The sequence below is a fragment of the Listeria sp. SHR_NRA_18 genome (assembly GCF_003856515.1).
Lineage (GTDB): Bacteria > Bacillota > Bacilli > Lactobacillales > Listeriaceae > Listeria_A > Listeria_A newyorkensis.
This window is the reverse complement of the sequence record NZ_QPKR01000001.1, coordinates 619,214-639,599: the sequence shown is the minus strand read 5'-3', so window position 1 is coordinate 639,599 and position 20,386 is coordinate 619,214. Positions and strand designations below refer to the sequence as shown.

At 45.5% G+C, this 20,386-nt stretch carries 19 protein-coding genes and 1 pseudogene; 17 read left to right on the top strand and 3 right to left on the bottom strand.

The window, feature by feature from the left end; genetic code table 11:
* Nucleotides 1–33 precede the first annotated feature (33 nt).
* On the top strand, nt 34–330 hold the full coding sequence (locus DUK53_RS03180; RefSeq protein ID WP_036093471.1) for a metal-sensing transcriptional repressor: 297 nt from the start codon (nt 34–36) through the stop codon (nt 328–330).
* Between the two features lie 23 nt (nt 331–353).
* Nucleotides 354–2,555, top strand: coding sequence for a heavy metal translocating P-type ATPase (locus DUK53_RS03175; RefSeq protein WP_036130823.1), 2,202 nt, complete (start codon nt 354–356; stop codon nt 2,553–2,555).
* Nucleotides 2,556–2,682: 127 nt separating this feature from the next.
* On the opposite strand, the pseudogene tnpA reads toward DUK53_RS03175, so the two are convergent.
* Together tnpA and DUK53_RS03165 are read right to left on the bottom strand one after the other, a co-directional pair.
* Nucleotides 2,683–3,133: pseudogene (gene tnpA / locus DUK53_RS03170) on the bottom strand (IS200/IS605 family transposase).
* A gap of 179 nt (nt 3,134–3,312) precedes the next feature.
* Nucleotides 3,313–3,825: a YfbM family protein gene (locus tag DUK53_RS03165; RefSeq protein ID WP_036093466.1), complete on the bottom strand. Its 513-nt coding sequence runs from the start codon at nt 3,823–3,825 to the stop codon at nt 3,313–3,315.
* Nucleotides 3,826–3,968: 143 nt separating this feature from the next.
* On the opposite strand from DUK53_RS03165, the gene nadR reads away from it, so the two are divergent.
* The 8 genes from nadR to DUK53_RS03125 all read left to right on the top strand — a co-directional run bounded on the left by nadR (nt 3,969) and on the right by DUK53_RS03125 (nt 11,172).
* Entirely contained in the window at nt 3,969–5,243 is a 1,275-nt protein-coding gene (gene nadR / locus DUK53_RS03160) for a multifunctional transcriptional regulator/nicotinamide-nucleotide adenylyltransferase/ribosylnicotinamide kinase NadR (protein WP_052164840.1), read from the top strand.
* Entirely contained in the window at nt 5,209–5,910 is a 702-nt protein-coding gene (gene pnuC, locus DUK53_RS03155; RefSeq protein WP_052164841.1) for a nicotinamide riboside transporter PnuC, read from the top strand. The genes nadR and pnuC overlap by 35 nt, the downstream gene beginning before the upstream one ends.
* Nucleotides 5,911–5,963: 53 nt before the next feature.
* Nucleotides 5,964–6,173, top strand: coding sequence for a heavy-metal-associated domain-containing protein (locus tag DUK53_RS03150; protein WP_036130825.1), 210 nt, complete (start codon nt 5,964–5,966; stop codon nt 6,171–6,173).
* Between the two features lie 172 nt (nt 6,174–6,345).
* Entirely contained in the window at nt 6,346–7,845 is a 1,500-nt protein-coding gene (locus DUK53_RS03145; RefSeq protein ID WP_036093459.1) for a lmo1851 family serine protease, read from the top strand.
* Nucleotides 7,846–7,857: 12 nt separating this feature from the next.
* Nucleotides 7,858–8,265, top strand: coding sequence for a MarR family winged helix-turn-helix transcriptional regulator (locus tag DUK53_RS03140; protein ID WP_036093457.1), 408 nt, complete (start codon nt 7,858–7,860; stop codon nt 8,263–8,265).
* A gap of 443 nt (nt 8,266–8,708) precedes the next feature.
* Nucleotides 8,709–9,428: a metal ABC transporter ATP-binding protein gene (locus DUK53_RS03135; protein WP_036130827.1), complete on the top strand. Its 720-nt coding sequence runs from the start codon at nt 8,709–8,711 to the stop codon at nt 9,426–9,428.
* Nucleotides 9,428–10,267: a metal ABC transporter permease gene (locus DUK53_RS03130; RefSeq protein WP_036093454.1), complete on the top strand. Its 840-nt coding sequence runs from the start codon at nt 9,428–9,430 to the stop codon at nt 10,265–10,267. The genes DUK53_RS03135 and DUK53_RS03130 overlap by 1 nt, the downstream gene beginning before the upstream one ends.
* A complete protein-coding gene (locus DUK53_RS03125; RefSeq protein WP_036093453.1) occupies nt 10,264–11,172 on the top strand; it encodes a metal ABC transporter substrate-binding protein in 909 nt (302 codons plus the stop codon). The genes DUK53_RS03130 and DUK53_RS03125 overlap by 4 nt, the downstream gene beginning before the upstream one ends.
* Before the next feature lie 51 nt (nt 11,173–11,223).
* Here the strand turns inward: DUK53_RS03125 and DUK53_RS03120 are convergent, their stop codons facing one another.
* Complete coding sequence (locus tag DUK53_RS03120; protein WP_036093450.1) at nt 11,224–12,570, bottom strand: MATE family efflux transporter; 1,347 nt, start codon at nt 12,568–12,570, stop codon at nt 11,224–11,226.
* Nucleotides 12,571–12,779: 209 nt separating this feature from the next.
* On the opposite strand from DUK53_RS03120, the gene DUK53_RS03115 reads away from it, so the two are divergent.
* The 7 genes from DUK53_RS03115 to DUK53_RS03085 all read left to right on the top strand — a co-directional run bounded on the left by DUK53_RS03115 (nt 12,780) and on the right by DUK53_RS03085 (nt 20,384).
* Nucleotides 12,780–14,063, top strand: a complete 1,284-nt coding sequence (locus tag DUK53_RS03115; RefSeq protein WP_036093449.1) for an NCS2 family permease — start codon at nt 12,780–12,782, stop codon at nt 14,061–14,063.
* 77 nt (nt 14,064–14,140) lie between these two features.
* Nucleotides 14,141–14,608 (top strand): signal peptidase II, encoded by a 468-nt coding sequence (gene lspA, locus DUK53_RS03110; RefSeq protein ID WP_036093739.1) that lies wholly within the window; start codon nt 14,141–14,143, stop codon nt 14,606–14,608.
* The gene (locus tag DUK53_RS03105) at nt 14,605–15,507 is read left to right on the top strand and encodes an RluA family pseudouridine synthase (RefSeq protein ID WP_036093448.1); all 903 of its coding nucleotides are present in this window, start codon (nt 14,605–14,607) and stop codon (nt 15,505–15,507) included. Before lspA ends, DUK53_RS03105 begins: the two co-directional genes overlap by 4 nt.
* Nucleotides 15,508–16,131: 624 nt before the next feature.
* Nucleotides 16,132–16,674 carry a bifunctional pyr operon transcriptional regulator/uracil phosphoribosyltransferase PyrR gene (pyrR, locus tag DUK53_RS03100; RefSeq protein ID WP_036093447.1) on the top strand — a complete coding sequence of 181 codons (543 nt, stop codon included), beginning with the start codon at nt 16,132–16,134 and terminating at the stop codon, nt 16,672–16,674.
* Nucleotides 16,675–16,819: 145 nt separating this feature from the next.
* Nucleotides 16,820–18,115 carry a solute carrier family 23 protein gene (locus DUK53_RS03095; RefSeq protein WP_036093446.1) on the top strand — a complete coding sequence of 432 codons (1,296 nt, stop codon included), beginning with the start codon at nt 16,820–16,822 and terminating at the stop codon, nt 18,113–18,115.
* A gap of 89 nt (nt 18,116–18,204) precedes the next feature.
* Nucleotides 18,205–19,116 (top strand): aspartate carbamoyltransferase catalytic subunit, encoded by a 912-nt coding sequence (locus DUK53_RS03090; protein WP_036093445.1) that lies wholly within the window; start codon nt 18,205–18,207, stop codon nt 19,114–19,116.
* Complete coding sequence (locus tag DUK53_RS03085; protein ID WP_036130829.1) at nt 19,104–20,384, top strand: dihydroorotase; 1,281 nt, start codon at nt 19,104–19,106, stop codon at nt 20,382–20,384. The genes DUK53_RS03090 and DUK53_RS03085 overlap by 13 nt, the downstream gene beginning before the upstream one ends.
* Nucleotides 20,385–20,386: the final 2 nt, after the last annotated feature.

Here is a 20,386-nt window from a genome sequence, read left to right as displayed (position 1 = left end):
GAAGATATAAAGTTGAGTGAAGGAGTGTTGGAGATGGCGCATGATAAACCAATTGTAGCAAGGTCTGAGGAGGATACGAAACAGGTGTTGAATCGTTTGCGGCGTGTGGAAGGGCAGGTTCGTGGGATACAGCAAATGGTCGAGGAAGATCGTTACTGTGTGGATATACTAGTGCAGATTTCGGCGGCTAATTCAGCGCTTAAGAAGGTTGGATTGCAGGTGTTGGAGCATCACGCGAAGCATTGTGTAGTGGATGCGGCGCAAAATGGTGAGTCGGATGAAGTGATGGATGAGTTATTGAAAGTGATACGGCAGTTTTCGAAAACGTAAATAAGTAAGGGGGTATTTTTGAAATGGAAGCGAAGAGACAGGATTTAAATGTGTTTGGTATGACGTGTGCGGCTTGCTCGACGCGTGTGGAGAAATCGCTGAATAAGGCGGTTGGTGTGGAAAAGGCGAATGTGAATTTGGTGACGGAGAGTGCGGCGGTTTATTATGATCCTGAGCAAATAGCGCCGGAGCAGTTGATTGAGATTGTGAAGCACGCGGGGTATGATGCAGCGGAGAAAATGTCAAAAGAGGAGAAGGACGCGGTATTGGAAAAGCAGTTTAAGCGTGAAGTGCGGCGTTTTATCTTGTCTGCAATTTTGGCATTGCCGTTGTTGCTTACGATGGTGACGCACATTCCTTATCTGCATCATACGGCGTTTGCGATGGGTGTGGATGCGGTAATTAGTCCGACGATCCAGCTGATTTTGGCGACGGTGATTCAGTTTTATATTGGTTGGCGGTTTTATGATGGGGCGTATAAGTCGCTTCGTGGTAAGAGCGCGAACATGGATGTGCTCGTGGCGTTGGGGACGTCGTCGGCCTACTTCTATAGCTTGGCGGAGTATGTGCGGCAGCTTGTGAATCCGAATGTGGAGGCGCATTATTATTTTGAGACGAGTGCGATTTTGATTACGTTGATTTTGCTTGGAAAATTGTTGGAGAGTTACGCGACATCGAAAACGACGCAGTCTATTGCTGGTTTGCTGAAACTGCAATCGAAGGAAGCCGTTGTTTTGCGGGAGAATCAGGAGTGGAAAGTGCCTGTGGATGAGCTTGCGATTGGCGATGTGATTCTAGTGCGACCTGGTGAAAAAGTGCCGATTGATGCGGTCGTGTTGAGTGGTGAGACGAGCGTTGATGAGTCGATGATTTCTGGGGAACCGGTGCCTGTGGAGAAGAAGGCGGGAGACGCGGTGATTGGTTCGACGGTGAACTTTGATGGGGGATTTCAGGCGAGGGTAACGAAACGGATGGACGAGACGGTGCTTTCGACGATTATTCAACTGGTGGAAGAGGCGCAGGGTGTGAAGGCGCCAATTCAGCGTTTGGCGGACCGGATTTCAGGGATTTTTGTGCCGATTGTGTTGGTGATTGCGGTCGTGACGTTTGCGATTTGGATGATTGCGACGGGCGGTGTGCTCGATCAGTCGCTGCAGGTGGCGATTGCGGTGCTCGTGATTGCGTGTCCTTGTGCGCTTGGCTTGGCGACGCCGACCGCGATTATGTCGGGAACTGGGAAAGGTGCGGAAAGCGGGATTCTTTTTAAAGGCGGCGAGCATTTAGAGCGGACGGCAAAAGTGGATACGGTGATTTTTGATAAGACGGGGACGCTGACGGAAGGGAAGTTGCGCGTGACGAATATGCTGGATAATCATGTGGATTTCAAGCGTTTTGCGGGCGCGATGGAAGCGCAGTCAGAACACCCGATTGCTAAGGCTGTATTGGCATATTTAGAGAATGTGGATGAGAACGAGGTACGTGCGGAGAAAATTAGGGCGAAAGCGGGACATGGCATGGTTGGCGTTTTGAACGGTGCAAAAGTGTCGTTGGGATCGTATCGGTTTATCGCGCAGTCTGTGGCTATCGAGAAGGAAGCGGATGACGTGATGCAGCAGTGGATGCAAGCTGGGCAAACGATTGTGGCAATGAGCATTGACGGTGTTTTTGCGGGTGCGTTTGGCTTGTTGGATACACCGCGAAAAGAGGCAAAGGAAGCGATTTCGAGACTCCAGGAGCTGGGTGTTAAGACGGCGATTGCATCGGGTGACCAGCGCGTGGTTGTGGAGAATATAGCGGCGGAGCTTGGTATCGATGATGTGTACGCAGAACAATTGCCGAATGATAAGAGTGACCTCGTGGCTGGATTGCAAAAACAAGGGCATGTCGTGGCGTTCGTTGGTGATGGAATCAATGATACACCAGCACTTGCGACGGCGGATACGGGAATTAGTATCGGAACGGGGACGGATATCGCGATTGAAACGGGCGATGTGACGCTTGTGGGCCATCAGTTGACGCTCGTTCCACAAACGATTCAATTGAGCCGAGCAACGATGCGAAATATCCGGCAAAACTTTTTCTGGGCATTGGCTTATAACTGTGCAGGAATTCCGATTGCGGCGATTGGCTTGTTAGCGCCTTGGGTAGCAGGACTTGCGATGGCGGGGAGCTCGGTTTCGGTTGTGGCGAATGCGCTGCGTTTGAAACGTGTGAAATTAAAATAGTAATTATCCACCCGTGTGAACGGGTGGCTTTTTATATGCCCTAGAAGGGCTCACTACACGCTGGCCCCTGAAGGGACCTTTTTAAGTGACCGCCAACCGCTTCTATGCCCTGTCGTTAATTAGCTAACTACTTTTTAAATGGGTCAACATATTCTCGTTTACTGACACTATCCTTTATTCGGTCTTCTGCTTCTTGTTCTCTTATATATTTTTGAATTGTTTTTTGATTCAATCCCACTGTAGATACGTAATAACCTTTGGACCAGAAAGTGCGATTACCATAGTTGTATTTCAAATTGGCATGCCGTTCATGGATTAATATGGCGCTACGCCCTTTTAAGAAACCCATAAAACTCGAGACACTCATTTTAGGCGGTATTTTTACAAGCATATGAATATGATCTGGCATGGGCCTCGATTATTTCTACATCTTTCATCTCGCATAATTTCCTCAAAATCACCCCAATGTCTTTTCGAAGCTGCCCATAGATAATTTTTCTGCGATATTTTGGAGTAAACACAAGATGATACTTACAATTCCACCTCGTATGTGATAAACTACTATCATCTTTAGACATAAAAAAATCTCCTTTCGCATAGAATTTGGTTTGCGGCCAATTTTATTATAGCGAAAGGAGATTTTTAACGCTAAAGCTATCCGTCTCCGCACACGCAGAGCGTGTGGTTTATTAGCAACACTAATATAAAAAAGCGCTTAGAAATCTATTTTCAGACTTCTAAGCGTTTTTTGTATGGCTCAATTGATATACAGCAACATATATTTTTCTTCGGTATTGGCTTGTTCGAAAAATGCTTGTACATCGCGGAAATATTCGTATGCGTAAGGTATAAAATCTTCGTCGACTTGATCCGATAGGGGGTAAATCTGATGTTCTACTAATTGTTCGGCAGTCACTCGGGTTTTGAAATCATGCTCTGTAATATTTTTAATGGTTTGGTGGCATGCCTTTACTTCTTTGGGGGTTAAATATCTGGCGGAGCCGTAGCCGATATCTTCGTTGCTGATTGCTTGACCGCCCATAATGATTTGATACATAGGAGACATTTCTAACTCAGGTTCAACTAAATCAACCATTCCTTTTCCGGTTAAAACGAAATGGATGCAATCCCAAGCTTTATCGATATCTAGTAAATCGTCTTCTAGTACATGATTGTCAGAATACAGGAATTCTGAAACGGTTATTTGACCGGTTTTTAGTGAATGAAACTGGTCTGGCGTGATTTTGCAATAGTTTCCAATCATACCCATGAACAACACTCCTCAAAATGATATAAATAATTATAGCATGACTTGATTTGCAAAGCGATGATGATAGAATTTTTAAGTTGCTATTGACTTTTTCGGGATAAATGTTTAATATAATAAACAAACGCGAATGAGGAGCGATAAAGATGCAACGGTATACATATTTAAAGTTAGCTTTAAAAGAAAACGGACTGACTTTACAACAAGCAGCAGACCGGATTGGTGTCACGAAAGGGTATCTCAGTCAACTTATCAATAATAAAATCAAGGAACCAAGCGCTCAAAAATTGCAGGCTTTGCATGAAGTGCTTCATTTAGAATACCCCCCGCGTGAAAAAAATATCGGTGTTGTGTTCGGTAAATTTTACCCGCTGCATACGGGGCATATTTATTTAATTCAGCGAGCGGCGAGCCAAGTGGATGAGCTTCACGTGATTCTTTGCCATGATGATGTGCGTGATTTCGAGCTTTTTCAAAAGAGTTCGATGACGAAGCAGCCTACTGTGGAGGATCGCTGGCGCTGGTTGTTGCAGACGTTTAAGTATCAGGATAATATTAAAATTCATGATTTGTCGGAGGATGGGATACCGCCATATCCGGATGGTTGGGATGAGTGGGCGATTCGGGCGAAGAAGCTGCTTGCGGATAATCATATTCAGGCGAACGCGATTTATTCGAGTGAACCTAAGGATGCGATTCGGTATCAGGAATTGTTGGGCGTAAACACGGTGGTTATCGATGCGGAGCGGTCGTTTATGAATATTAGCGCGACGCAAATTAGGCAGGAGCCGTTTCATTATTGGGACTACATTCCAACCGAGGTGAAGCCGTTTTTCGTTCGGAAAGTAGCGATTTTGGGCGGGGAATCGAGTGGAAAATCTACGCTAGTCAACAAGCTTGCGAATACGTTTAACACGACGAGTGCTTGGGAGTACGGACGGGATTATGTTTTTTCGCATCTTGGTGGGAATGAGAAGGCGCTCCAATTTTCCGATTATGACAAAATTTCGTTGGGGCAGGCGCAGTATATTGATTTTGCGGTGAAATATGCGAATAAGGTGGCGTTTATTGATACGGATTATGTGACGACGCAAGCGTTTTGCATGACGTATGAGGGACGGGAGCATCCGTTTGTGCAGGCGATGATTGAGACGCAGCGTTTTGATTTGGTGATTTTGCTGGAGAATAATACGCCTTGGGTGAACGATGGGTTGCGGCATCTTGGAAGTAAGGCTAAGCGCAAGGAGTTTCAGGATTTGTTGGAACATTTATTGAAGGAAAACGGGATTCCGTATGTGGCGATTACGTCGGGGAATTATGAGGAGAGGTATCTGGAGAGTATCCAGCTTGTGGAACAATTACTGAACGATAAAAAGGAGAATTCAGATGAAATCAGTCGTTTTGAAGATAGGTCGGAATAAAGTATACCCTTATATCAGTGTTTTGCTTGTCACGGTTGCTTTTTTAGCGACGAATCCATTGGTCAATTTTGAATGGCGTTATTTATTGTCTTATGTGGGCGCAATCTGTGGGTTGATTTGCGTAATTTTATTGGCAAAAGGGAAGAATAGCGGCAATGTGTTTGGCATGTTGGCAGCGTTTGGTGAGATGAGTGGGAATTTTTTAGGACGGAATGTTGGGGCGGCATTGCCGAGTCTTTACTATTTCGTGACGCATATTTTCGGACTGGTGACTTGGAAAAAACATATGGATGCGGAGGCGACGCTTGAACCGCGGAAGTTGACGGAACGCCATTTTGGAATTGCGATTTTGTTTATTATTGGTGCTTCTTTTGTGAATATGTATTTGACGGGGATTCTTGGGGTGGCGAATGATCCGTATCAATTGATGCTGAATAATTTCATTTTCGCGCTTGGCGTGACGGCTCAATTTTTAATGATTGCGCGGTTTAGTTTTAACTGGTATTTGTGGATTATCATGAATATCTTGGTGATTTCGCTTAATATTTATACGAAAAATCCGATTATCGCGACGCAATATGCGATTTACCTTTTTAATGCGGTTTATGGGTTGTTGGAATGGCATGAATCCGAAGCTAAGAAAGCGCAGGCATCCATCGTGCAATAATTACCTGGGTGGGGTATAATAAAATAGAGAAGATAGCAAAGGAGTGGTGAGAAATGGCTAAATTGGTAGTAGAAGTGGAAGGCATGAGCTGTGAGCATTGCGAGAAACGGGTTCGTGAGGCTATCGAGTCTGTCGAGGGCGTGGAAAAAGCAGTGATTTCACTTGAAGCAGGCACGGCGGAAGTGACGTATGATGATGGGAAAAATGTACAAGATGCCATCGCAGAAGTCGTGGATGAAGCGGGTTATGAAGTCGTTGCATAGAGGAGATAGGACGAGTCGAACTGGGAAAGCCGCAATGCTGGATCAGCTTGGCTCGTCTTTTTTGTCGGGTATAGCAACAAAAGCTACCCATTCGGAGCAAAAGCTGATAGAATAAAGGAAAGTTAAAAATATCATAACTAGGGTGTTTAGTGAGAAAGTGGTGAACATAGGAATGGAACAAGGACCAACAAATCCAAATGAGCCGAAAAACGAAGAGAAGCAAGAGCCTACCTCTCGAAAAGGCTTGGTAAAAATGAAGATATTCCCGTTTGTTATGCTGTTATTCGGTTGTGTTTTTGCAACGGCTTTAGTAACGGCGCTCGTAATGTCTGTGGGCGGGGACAAGCATGTCAAAGTGGCGATTCCTGAACGCAAGGAATTCACGAAGCTTTACGATGTGTACGATGAAATTCAGAATAAATATTTTAAAGATGTGAATACAGATAAGATGATGGAAGGCGCTATCAACGGGATGGTGGCATCTCTTGGCGACCCGTATTCCTCGTTTATGACGTCGAAGGAAGCAGAGGAATTTGATAATACGATTTCTTCTAGTTTTTCAGGAATTGGCGTAGAAATTCAGGAGAAAGATGGTTACATAACCGTTGTATCGCCAATCAAGAACTCTCCAGCAGAAGCGGCGGGATTACGTCCGAATGACAAAATTATCGAAGTGGACGGCAAGTCGATTAAAGGCATTTCTTCCACTGAAGCAACAACGAAAATTCGCGGTAAAAAAGGAACGAGCGTTACACTAACGATTTCGCGTCCTGGAACGGATAAACCGTTTGATGTGAAAATTGTTCGCGACGAGATTCCGATTGAAACGGTCTATGCAGAAATGGGCGCAGACAAAATCGCGACGATTCAAATTACTACCTTCTCAGAAAATACGTACAGTGAATTAGAAAAAGCTTTGAAGGATATGGAATCTAAAGGCATGAAAGGCTTAGTCATTGATTTGCGTGGGAACCCAGGTGGTTTACTCGATCAAGCGGTGGATATTGCAAGTTTATTCCTGCCAGATGGTAAAGTGATCGTTCAAGAACAAGTGAAAGATGGTTCGAAACAAACGATTAAAGCGGATAGCAGTGCGCACAATGGTTATAAAGTGAAGGTTCCTGTCACGATGCTGATTGATGAAGGTAGCGCCAGTGCTTCTGAAATTTTGGCGGCAGCAGCGCGTGAATCTGGTGATATCAAGCTAGTCGGTGCGAAATCGTTCGGTAAAGGTACGGTACAAACGGCGTTACCACTTAGCGATGGCTCGTTGTTGAAACTCACGATTGCGAAATGGTTAACACCAGACGGCGAATGGATCCACGAAAAAGGCATTAAACCTGACGTAGCGGTGGCGTTACCAGCCTATGCGACGATGGCGATTCCAGATGCATCTAAAACCTATAAAGAAGGCAGTTTTGGTGACGATGTGAAAACGATCGAGACAATGCTTGCTGCACTTAAATATAATGTCGGAAAAGTCGACGGTCTATTCGATGCTGATACAACAGATGGCGTGAAGGCGTTCCAAGAAGCAAGCAAGTTAAAAGTGGACGGTATCGTAACTGGTGCAACCACAGATGCCTTGATTACTGCTATTCAGAAAGAACTAAAAGCCAATGATCCACAGCAGAAAAAAGCGGTTGAGTTAGTGAAAGAAGAATTGAAGTAAGGAGGGCTTTACATGGATAATTTTCTTGAAATCGAAACATCTGTGAAGCGTGTTTTTAACAGTTTTCGCCATGAAGTCGATGGCATTTTAGACCGAAAGCTGACCGGTGGCGAGTTTCGCGTGCTCAGTCTTATCTCGAGCGGAATCAATCGCACGACAGATTTATCAAAAAAACTAGACGTATCAGCGAGTCACATCACAGCGATTACAGATTCCCTCGTTGCGAATAATTTCATCACACGACACCGCTCCGAAGTCGACCGTCGTATTGTGGTGCTTGAGTTAACCGAGGAAGCGAAAGACTTTGTAGCCTCGATTGAGCAGAAGAAAAAAGAAATGATTGTCCGCCGCTTCTCCGTTTTTACAGAAGAAGAACGCGAACAGTTTCAGGAACTGCTGAAGAAGTTAGCTGAAAACTGAAAAGCCGAAAGAGCCCGTTTAGCCTCGACAGAATTTGTTAGGGGGCGCAGTGAAAAACCGTCCTTGGTTTTTGCGGAGGCCACGAAAATTCCGAGAGGCTGGCTCTTGAGGATAGACAGCACTGAGAGTTAGCGTCAAACGAACGCTGAGTTAGAAATAATGTGAACATTGAGTAGTAACGAAGGGACTCCGTGTTTCCTCTAGGCGAAGGCATGGAACGAATACTCACTTCGCTTACATTCATATTGAGGCTCTAAAAACAAAATAAGTTTCCTGGATGAGAACCGATCTTTCTAACGAGAGACTGGAATCTCATCCTTTTTTTGCTTCCAAATTCCCTCCTTTACAAACCAAATAAAATAGGCTATACTAATCATAAAGTTGCGCAAAGGAAACATTTTTAGTTGCGACTAAAATAATCTATCAGAAACAAGGTGATACGAATGCTAGTCGAAAATTTATCCATATCATACGGTCAAAAACGCGTCGTGGAGAACATCTCCCTTCAAATATCACCAAGAAAAATGACAGGAATCATCGGACCAAATGGCGCGGGAAAATCAACATTCCTAAAAGGTCTCATCGGCTTAATCCCCTGTGAGTCCGGCATGGTAACTTGGGAAGGGCGGCCCATCGAAGCCATGCGCGCCAAAATCGCTTACGTTCCTCAAAGAAATACGGTGGATTTAACATTCCCAATCACAGTGCTGGATACCGTCCTCATTGGTACCTATCCGAAACTCGGCCTCATCAAGCTTCCTAGAAAAAAAGAACGCGAAATCGCACGAACAGCGTTGAAGCAGGTCGAAATGCTAGATTTCGCAAAACGTCAAATCGGGGAGCTTTCAGGTGGACAATTACAACGGGTTTTCATTGCGCGGGCTCTCGCACAACAGGCGGATATCTTTCTTCTAGATGAACCGTTTGTCGGGATTGACATGACAAGTGAAGCACTGATTGTCGCAGTATTGAAAAAATTACGAAATGCCGGCAAGACCATTATTGTTGTCCACCATGACTTTCACAAGGTGGCCAAGTACTTTGATGATGTTATTCTACTAAATCAGCATGTAATGGCACATGGCGAGACGGCGGCGACATTTACCGAAGCAAACATTTTAAAAACATACGGGCAAGGATTCGGATGGGGAGGTGTTCAGTGATGTTATTTTTAGAAGGTTTGATGCAATATGAATTTTTGCAAAAGGCGCTGTTGACTTCGGTCGTTGTTGGCGTGGTCTCTGGCGTGATTGGTAGCTTTATCATTTTGCGGGGCATGTCACTGATGGGGGACGCGATTTCTCATGCGGTTTTGCCAGGGGTTGCGATTTCCTATATGTTGGGCATCAATTTTTTCTTAGGGGCGACGGCTTTTGGAGTTGTGGCGGCGCTCGGCATAGGTTTTGTGAATCAGAATAGTCGGATTAAAAATGATACGGCGATTGGGATTGTGTTTAGCTCGTTTTTTGCACTCGGGATTATTATGATTTCGCTGGCGCAGAGTTCGACGGATTTATATCATATTTTGTTCGGGAATGTGCTGGCGGTTCGGAGCAGTGATATGTGGATGACATTTGGTATCGGTGCGCTGGTTATTTTGCTGGTGGTGCTGTTTTATAAGGAATTGTTGGTGAGTTCGTTTGATCCGACGATGGCAGAAAGTTATGGTCTAAAAGTGCGGACGTTGCATTATTTTCTGATGACATTGTTGACGCTCGTGACGGTGGCATCGCTACAAACAGTGGGAATTATTCTGGTGGTTGCGATGTTGATTACACCAGCTGCGACGGCGTACTTGTTGACGAATCGCTTGTCGGTCATGCTTTTTTTGGCGGCGGGGTTCGGGGCGGTCAGCGCGATTATTGGCTTGTATTTTAGCTACATGTATAATTTGGCATCGGGAGCATCGATTGTGCTCGCTGCGACGGCGTTATTTATTATCGTATTTATCTTTTCGCCGAAACAAGGCATTATTTTTGGAAGAAGGAGCGTGAAACAATGAAGAAAGTGGTTTTAGCGAGTGTGATTGGGTTGTGCATTTTTTTACTCACGGCATGTGGCGGTAACGAGAAGAAGGCGGCTTCGGATAAATTGCAGGTGGTGACGACGTATTCGATTCTGTATGATATTGTGAAGCAGGTCGGTGGCGATAAAATTGATCTGTACAGCATCGTGCCAACTGGGACGGATCCGCATGAGTATGATCCGTTGCCAAAAGATGTGCAAAAAATGGCGGATGCGGATTTGGTTTTTAATAACGGGCTGAATTTGGAGACGGGAAATGGCTGGTTTGATAGGTTGATGGCTTCTTCTGGTCAAAAAGAGGCGGTAGCGCTGAGTGAAGGTGTGGCGCCGAAGTTTTTGACGGCGAAAGGGAAGGAAAGCGAGACGGATCCTCATGCTTGGTTGGATTTGCAAAATGGGATCAAGTACGCGGAAAATGCACGGGATACGTTGGTGAAGAAAGACCCGGATAATGCAGATTATTATCAGGAACGCGCGGAGAAATATATCGCGAAGTTAGGCGCGCTCGACAAAGAAGCGAAGACAAAATTTGCGGATTTGGAGCATAAGACGCTGGTGACGAGTGAGGGCGCGTTTAAGTATTTTGGCGCGGCGTATGGACTAAATGCGGCTTATATTTGGGAAATAAATACGGAGAATCAAGGGACACCCAATCAGATGAAGCAGATTATTGAAACGATTCGCGCGAAGAAAGTGCCAGTTTTATTCGTGGAAACAAGCGTTGATCCGCGTAGCATGGAGAGCGTGTCGAGCGAAACAGACGTGCCAATTTCGGCTAAACTTTTCACAGATTCTACCGCGAGAAAAGGAGAAACGGGAGACTCGTATTTGGAAATGATGCGTTGGAATATAGATAAGATTCATGAAGGCTTGAAAAAATGAGGAAAGGAATGTGATGCATCGCTATACCGGCGAGGTCATCACATTCCTTTTTTATAGTTGCATTAATTTTCGTTCTGTAAAACGGACGCGAATGGAGAGGATGAACGCGGCGATAAACAGTCCAGCGCTGAGGCCAATCCAGAATCCGAATGGTCCGAGATCTGTGTACGATAAGATCAATCCAAGTGGCAGTCCAATCACCCAATACGAGATGAAGGCGACGACCGAGGTCACCATTACATCTTTATATCCGCGCAGTGCTCCAAGAACTGGTGACAATAGCGCATCAGCAAATTGGAAAAGAACAGCGTAGATCAAGAAATGCGTGATCAAATCTGCGAGTTTGGGATCGGAGGTGTAGAGAAAGGCGATCTGGTCAAGAAATACGAGCAATAGTATACCGTTTAAAACTCCGATAGAGATCGCAGAAATCATTCCGATATGGCGGTATTTCCGAGCGTCCACAATGCGCTTTGCTCCCGTCTCAAACCCAACCAAAATCGTTAACGCGGCCGCGATACTAAGCGGAAACGCGTACAGCAATGTTGGCACGCTTATCGCGGATTGATGCGCCGCAATAGTATCTGTCCCAAAACGCCCCATAAACACCGTCACCGCTGAGAAAATACTCACTTCAAAAAGAATCGTCAAACCGTTCGGCACACCAAGTTTGATAATTTCCCGTATTTTTCCCCAGTCCACTTTTGCGAACCCAGAAAAAATATGGTAATCGCGTAACCGTTTTTGACTTTGAATCAAAATAATCGTCACAAGCAACACGACCCAATACGTAATTCCAGTCGCATAGCCACTTCCGGCGCCACCCATTTCAGGAAAGCCCCAATTACCGAAAATCAATAAATAGTTCAAGAAAATATTCACCGGTACCGTAATCAACGTAATCATCATCGTAACTCGCGTCAGCCCTAGCGAATCAATAAACGCACGCAAAACGGAATAAAAAAAGAAGGCCGGTATACCGAAACAAATCCCGTTCAAAAAATGTTTTGCGATATCGGCAACGGCAGGCTCAAGTCCCATCGCGCTCAAAATCGAAGGAACGAATAAAAAGTTAAGCGCTAATAACAAGGCGGCGAGTCCGACCGCGATATAAAGTCCATTGCTCACAGTTCGTTTAATATCATGACCCTCCCCACGGCCAATCAGCTGCGAAATAATCGGTGTCACGGCCATCAATAACCCAGATAAACTAGCGTTAAAAGGCCCCCATAACGAGTTCCCGATAGCTGTCCCGGCGAGCGCTTCATTGGAATAATGCCCAGACATCATCGTATCAATTAAAGCCATCGAAAACAGCATCAATTGCGAGATAACAACAGGCGTGAAAATAACTAAAAATTGGCGCCATTTTTCACTGCGCGTGAATGTTTGTTCCAAAACGGAGCTCCCCTTTCTCTTTTTAAACACTTCAACACCCGATTATAGCATAGGAAATAGTGCGCCGTCACGGAAATGTGGAGGTCTTTTTCTCTAACTGGAAAGTAAAGCTCTATGCGAATTCGCTTGTGTCTGTTATAATAAGGGTTCGTGGTAGGGGCGAGACTCTACGGGTTGGGAGAGGGATAATTGAATAAAGAGGAATTATGATGCAAAAATTCTTGGACAAAATCTTTCAGTTGAAAGCGCATCGGACATCGGTTCGAACGGAAGCTTTAGCTGGAATGATAGGTTTCTTCACCGTTGTCTACATTATTGTTGTCAATAGTTCGATTTTGGCAGAAGCGGGTGTACCGTATCAAGGCGCCATTCTTGCAACGATTTTTATAGCTGTTGTAGGTTGTTTGGTGATGGGTTTTTGGGCAAATGCACCGCTTATTTTGATGCCAGGAATGGGAATCAACGCACTGTTCGCGTACAATTTCGTGCAAACGCTCGGATTGTCATGGCAGCAAGCACTAGCCGTCGTTGTTGTCAGTGGTTTTTTATTCATGATCTTAGCATTTACACCGTTAGCTAGAAAGTTGAACGACACGATCCCGCTGATTTTAAAGCAGGGAATCACGGTCGGATTAGGGCTATTTTTGGTATTGCTAGGTCTTGAAAAAGGACAAATCGTATCGCGTGGAGAACATTCGATTTTAGCGTTTGGCGATATGCATGATCCATTTGTGCTGGCCACGTTGATTACGCTTGTACTCACGATGATTCTGCTAGTCAGAAAAATACCGGGAGCCTTTTTGTGGAGCCTTGTGATTGGAACGGTTGTCAGTGTTCTTTTCGGTGTTCACGGCGAGGTTTCGAAGGATTCGCTCAGTTTGGCACCTTGGAAAGACGTCCTTTTTCAGGCTGATTTCACTGGTGTAAGCCAAATCGCGTTCTGGACAAGCGTTTTCTCACTGACGATGGTGCTTGTATTTGAAACGGTAGGCTTAACGCATGGTCAAATGAAACAACTAGACCAAATGGAGAAATTGCCACGCGTACTACAAGCGAGTAGTTTTACAGCTTTCTTGTCAGGATTATTTGGCACAAGCCCGACAATTTCGGCATTAGAAAGTGGTTCGATGTCGGCAAGTGGGGCGCGAACAGGATTGGCATCTGTGACAGTCGCTATCTTTTTCTTGGCATCGCTCGTGTTAATGCCGTACATTTCATTTATTCCAAACAGCGCGATTGCTCCGATTCTAATCGTTATCGGTATTTCGATGCTACAGGAAATCAAAGAGATGGACTTTGGCAACGCGGCGGATACTTTTGCAGCACTGCTTATCGTCATCATTATCCCATTCTCCTACAGTATCGCCGACGGAATTGCGGTCGGATTTATCGCGTACCCGATTTTGAGACTATTCTCAAAAAATCGAACGCGTACCCCGATACTCATGTATATCATTGCCGCGCTATTTTTGATACAATTTATCGTGCAGTGATACAGTGTGGTCTGGGCCTAGAAACAGTTCTAGGCTCAGATTATCTACATAAAATAAAGAAAAGAGGAATCAATGTGATTTATTATTATCTTATCGCACTTGTTATTATCGTGATTGACCAGTTCACCAAATGGCTCATCGTGCAAAATTTAGACCTAAGGGAAGTTGTGGAAATCATTCCAGGTTTTCTAAATATCACATCGCATCGCAATTCCGGTGCTGCTTGGGGTGTTTTGGAAGGAAAAATGTGGTTTTTCTATCTGATTACGCTCGTTGTGATCGGCGTACTCATTTACTTCATGCAACGTTACGCGAAAAATAGTAAACTTTTAGGTGTAAGTTTAGCGCTTGTTTTAGGCGGTGCGATTGGGAATTTTATCGATCGTATTCTCCATCAAGAAGTGGTTGACTTTGTACAAACAATTTGGGGAAATTATTACTTCCCAATTTTTAATGTCGCGGATGCAAGTCTGACGATAGGCGTGATTTTACTCATTGTCTACGTGTTCTTGGATGATCGCAAATCGAAAGGAACGAAAAAATGACGCAAAATACCGTAATTATTCCGGAAAAACTAAATCACGAACGCTTGGACAAAGGTCTCGCAGAACTATTGGGAATGACCCGTTCTGGCATACAAACGCTGCTGAAAGATGACGCAATTCTAGTCAATGGCGAGAAAACAAAAGCGAACTACAAATGTAAAACAGGCGATGAAATCACGTATATCGTTCGTGAAGCAGAAGAACTCGATATTGAGGCTGAGGATATCCCGCTCGACATTTATTATGAAGATACGGACGTGCTTGTCGTGAATAAACCGCAAGGCATGGTGGTGCATCCATCCGCAGGTCACACATCTGGAACGCTTGTCAACGCCTTACTTTTCCACTGCAAAGATCTTTCTGGCATCAATGGCAAAATTCGCCCAGGCATCGTGCATCGTATTGATAAAGATACGTCCGGTCTCTTGATGGTCGCAAAAAATGATAAAGCGCATGAGTCATTGGCCGAGCAGCTCTACGATAAAACGAGTGATCGAGAGTATATAGCGCTCGTGCACGGTGTTATCAAGCATCAAAAAGGCACGATTGACGCTCCAATCGGCCGTTCTAAAGAAGATCGTCAAAAAATGGGTATCGTGAATGATGGAAAAGAGTCGCGCACGCATTTTGAAGTGTTGGAACGTTTTAAAGGTTACACATTGATTAAATGCCGTTTAGAGACTGGCCGTACACATCAGATTCGCGTACACATGAAATATATTGGGCATCCACTTGCAGGCGATCCAAAATACGGATTGAAGAACACGATTAAAGGTGAAGGCCAATTTTTACACGCATCAGAGCTTGGATTTACACACCCGACAACGCAAGAGAGAATGAAGTTTGAGGCGCCGTTACCTGAGGTTTTTCAGGAAGCTTTGGAAAGTTTAAGAGAATGAAGTTGTGATTGGGATGTTAATTTTTTGAGATCCATGTTATACTAGAGTGAATAAAAGAACCGTCAGTCGAAAAGCAACTGACGGTACGGAATCCGCTTTAAGGGCGGACAGCCTTTCATGATGAGAAATAATCCACTAAGTTTGGCGGCCTAGGGGGATTATTTTTTTTGCGTTAAATGCAAGAAAAATGTCAACAGTGCAAGCAGAAATATACCACCTGTGAAAAGCATCGCAAAAAGCGCAATGATGTCCGTTACTGTCATATGACAACGCCTCCTTTCTGAGGAAACGCTTATCCGCCCAAAGGACTTCCGTGCGCTTATTATAGCATAGGAATAGCCTGAAAAGGGGCTTATTTCCAAAGTCGCATTTTAATTGATTTGACAGGTTTTTAACCCCATATTTGTACTTTATGCGATACAAGATAAAACTAGTTGACAAACCGAGTCTAGTACGATAAACTGAACCTAGTTAAATAACAGTCCTTTAACATAGTCCAGAGAGGCTAAGAAGGTAACGTGATTTGGGAGTTTCTATGCCCAATTGGATTCTATACGTATACCCTTTGCTGCGCTCTTGGCAGAGGGTTTTTATTTTGTTTAAATGATATGGGAGGGGAAGAGAATGCCAGAAGAGGTTGTTGTGATGGATGAGGCGGCGATTAAACGGGCGCTTACAAGGGTGAGTTACGAAATCATCGAGCGTAATAAGGGTACGAAGGATTTGGCGCTTGTCGGCATTAAAACACGAGGTATTTTCCTGGCGAATCGTTTGCAGGCTCGTATCAAGGAGATTGAGGACGTGACGGTTCCGGTCGGTGACGTTGATATCACGCTTTACAGAGACGATTTGAGTTTTAAAAATGAGTCTTCTGAGCCATCGCTAAATGGTACGAATGTTCCTTTTGATATTAGTGGGAAGAAGGTTGTGCTGGTCGATGATGTGCTGTATACAGGCCGAACGGTGCGTGCCGCAATGGACGCGCTGATGGATGTAGGACGCCCGGCTGGGATTCAGTTGGCGGTTTTAGCAGATCGGGGACACAGAGAACTACCGATTCGAGCGGATTTTGTTGGTAAAAACATTCCGACTTCGAGTGAAGAACGGGTAGAGGTACACTTGGCGGACGTCGATCATGCGGCGGATGCTGTTACAATAATTAAATAATACACTTTTAATGGGCAGTCCAGAGAGGCTGATAAAGGGTGATGAATGGAGAATAGGTCTAGCCTAAATCCAGTACATAGCTGCTCTTTGTCGCAATTTGGCAAGGGGTATTTTTTATGACTTAGAGTCGGAAAGAGGGAGTAAAATGACAGAAGAAACGACACCTGAAAATTACGTAAAACCGGTACTAGATATTCACGAGAAGCCGGCTTGGAATAAATGGATTGTGCTTAGTATCCAGCATCTGTTCACGATGTTTGGCTCGACGATCTTTGTACCGACTGTGACGGGCTTGAATCCGAGTGTGGCGCTGATATCGAGTGGGCTTGGGACGCTTGCTTACTTAATTATTACGCGAGGCAAAATTCCGGCTTACTTAGGTTCATCGTTTGCGTTTATAGCGCCGATAACGATGCTACTCACGGCGAAATCTGGCGGAGGGCCTGGAGCGGTTATGGTCGGGACGTTCTCGGTTGGGGTTGTGTACGCGATTGTGGCGCTGCTCGTTTATTATGTGGGAATTGAGTGGATTAAGCGCGTATTACCGCCAATCGTGGTTGGACCGGTTATCATGGTTATTGGTTTGTCACTGGCACCGAGCGCTGCGGCGATGGCGATGGGGACGAATAATGGTGGCGAATATGATTACAAAATCTTGCTGGTAGCGCTGATAACGCTGGTCGTGACGATTGTCGCGATGATGTTTTTCAAAGGATTCTTCGGACTTATTCCGATACTATGCGGATTCGTCATTGGTTACCTGGTGAGTATGGCGTTTGGGCTAGTGGATTATACATTGATTCAAAATGCGAGCCTGTTCCAAGTGCCAGACTTTACGGTTCCGTTTGTGAATATGGATCCGGTAGTGACGCTGACGGTTGTGCTTTCGATGGCGCCGCTTGCTTTTGTGACGATGGCGGAGCATATGGGGCATCAGCTACTTTTGAACAGAATTACGAATCGTAACTTTTTTAAAGATCCAGGGTTGCATCGTTCGCTTGCTGCGGATGGAACGGCGTCGATTATTGCTTCACTTATTGGTGGGCCGCCTGTGACGACATACGGTGAGAACATCGGGGTGCTGGCGATTACGAAGGTGTACAGTGTTTTTGTTATCGGGGGTGCGGCGGTTTTGGCTATCGCGTTCGGATTTATCGGCTACATTAATGCGGTGATTACTTCGGTACCAACAGCGGTGCTCGGCGGGATTTCTTTACTCTTGTTCGGTGTTATCGCAACGAGTGGTCTGCGGATGATGATTGAAAGTCACGTGGACCTTAGCGTGAACCGCAACATGATTATTGCATCGGTTGTCCTTGTTGTCGGAATCGGCGGCTTGCTAGTTGAAATCGGTTCTTTCAAACTGGAAGGTATGGCGATGGCTGCTCTACTTGGAATAATCTTAAATTTAGTCTTACCAGAGGCTAAAGCACATAAATAATAACATCTACGAAGACCTCTGAAAAAGCGCAATTTTTTAGAGGTTTTCCTATAAATAGTATCTAATTTTTAGAAAAGGTGGCGGTTCGAATGAAGGATTTAGTGTCGATGGAAGAGCTTTCTGTAGCGGAGATTGGTGAGTTATTGGAGCAAGCAGCGCGTTTCAAGCAAGGAGAAATTTGGACTCCGAAAAAGCAAATGTATGCGGTAAATATGTTTTTTGAGGCCAGCACGCGAACGCATAATAGTTTTGAAATGGCTGAGAAGAAGCTTGGCATCGATGTTTTATCTTTCGACCCATCTAAATCGAGTGTGACAAAAGGGGAAACGTTATACGATACGGCGCTGACCATGCAGGCGATTGGTGTGGATGTAGCGGTTATCAGGCATTCGGACGAGAATTATTATGAGCCACTTCGCAAATTAGGGATTGCGGTTGTGAATGGTGGCGATGGCTGTGGGCAACATCCGAGTCAGTCGTTGCTGGACTTATTTACAATCAAGGAAGAGTTTGGCGGTTTTAAAGGATTGAAGGTCGCGATTGTCGGGGATATCGTGCATAGCCGAGTGGCAAATTCGAACATGCAGGCGCTCAAACGTCTTGGTGCCGAGGTGTTTTTTGCGGGGCCGCCGGAGTGGATGCGTGAGAGTTGCGCGGAGCTTGGGACGTATATGGCGATGGATGATTTGGTGGAGCAGATGGACGTGATTATGCTCTTGCGTGTGCAGGAGGAGCGGCATGATGGTTTGCTGAGTTTTACGAAGTCGGATTATCATGAAAAATATGGCTTGACGGAAGCGCGGGCGGCGAAGATGAAGGAACGCGCGATTATTATGCATCCGAGTCCTGTGAATCGGGATGTGGAGATTGCAGATAGTTTGGTGGAATGCGAGAAATCGCGCATTGTGGAACAGATGACAAATGGTGTGTATATTAGAATGGCAATTTTAGAGGCTGTGTGCCAAGACAAAGAAACGAGGGTGACGACATGTACGTATTGAAAAATGGAAAAGTATTGACGGAAACTGGGGATTTGGTAGTGAAGGATGTGGCGATTGAGGATGGTCGCGTGACGGCGATTGGTGACGGGATTGAGGCGAGTGAAGGCGCGAAGGTGATTGATGTCGCTGGAAAATTGATCGCACCGGGACTCGTGGATGTGCACGTGCATTTGCGGGAACCAGGTGGGGAGCATAAGGAGACGATTGCGACTGGGACGGCGGCTGCGGCTCGTGGTGGGTACACGACGGTGTGTGCGATGCCAAATACGAAACCGGTGCCGGATACGGCGGAAGTGATGACGCAGGTTGTGGATCGGATTAAGGAAACGGCTGCGGTTCGTGTGTTGCCTTATGCTTCGATTACGTCGAGCTTGAAGGGTGACGAGTTGGTGGACTTTGCTGCTTTGAAGGAGGCTGGCGCGTTTGCATTCACGGATGATGGTGTGGGTGTGCAGACGGCGGGCATGATGTATGAGGCGATGTTGGAAGCAGGGAAGCTTGATATGGCGATTGTGGCGCATTGTGAGGATAATTCGCTTGTGTATGGTGGGGTCGTGCATGACGGGATTTTTGCGAAGGAGCATGGTTTGGCTGGGATTCCGAATATTGCGGAGTCGGTTCAAATTGCACGGGATGTGTTGCTTGCGGAAGCGGCGAACTGCCATTATCACGTTTGCCACATTTCGACGAAGGAATCGGTTCGTGCGGTTCGTGATGCGAAACGGGCTGGGATTCGCGTAACAGCGGAGGTTTCACCGCATCACTTGATTTTGAATGAGACGAATATTCCAGAGAATGACGGGAATTGGAAAATGAATCCGCCATTGCGCGCTCAGGAAGATCATGCGGCATTGTTGGAAGGGTTGCTTGATGGAACGATTGATTTTATCGCGACGGATCATGCGCCACATTCGGCAGAGGAGAAGAACGTGCCAATGGAAAAAGCGATGTTTGGAATCGTTGGCTTGGAGACGGCATTCCCACTACTTTACACGCAATTTGTGAAGACGGGTGAGTGGACGCTGAAACAATTGATTGATTGGATGACGGTGAAACCTGCGGCGTGCTTTAATCTTCCGTACGGTGTGCTTGAAATCGGTGGGGTTGCGGACGTGACGGTCATTGATTTGGAAAAAGAAGCCACGATTGACCCAGAAAATTTTGCATCAAAAGGTAGAAATACGCCATTTACTGGTTGGAGTTGTGTTGGTTGGCCAGTAGCGACGTTTGCAGAAGGCGCGCTTGTTTTTGAAGAAGGGGTGGAGTAACG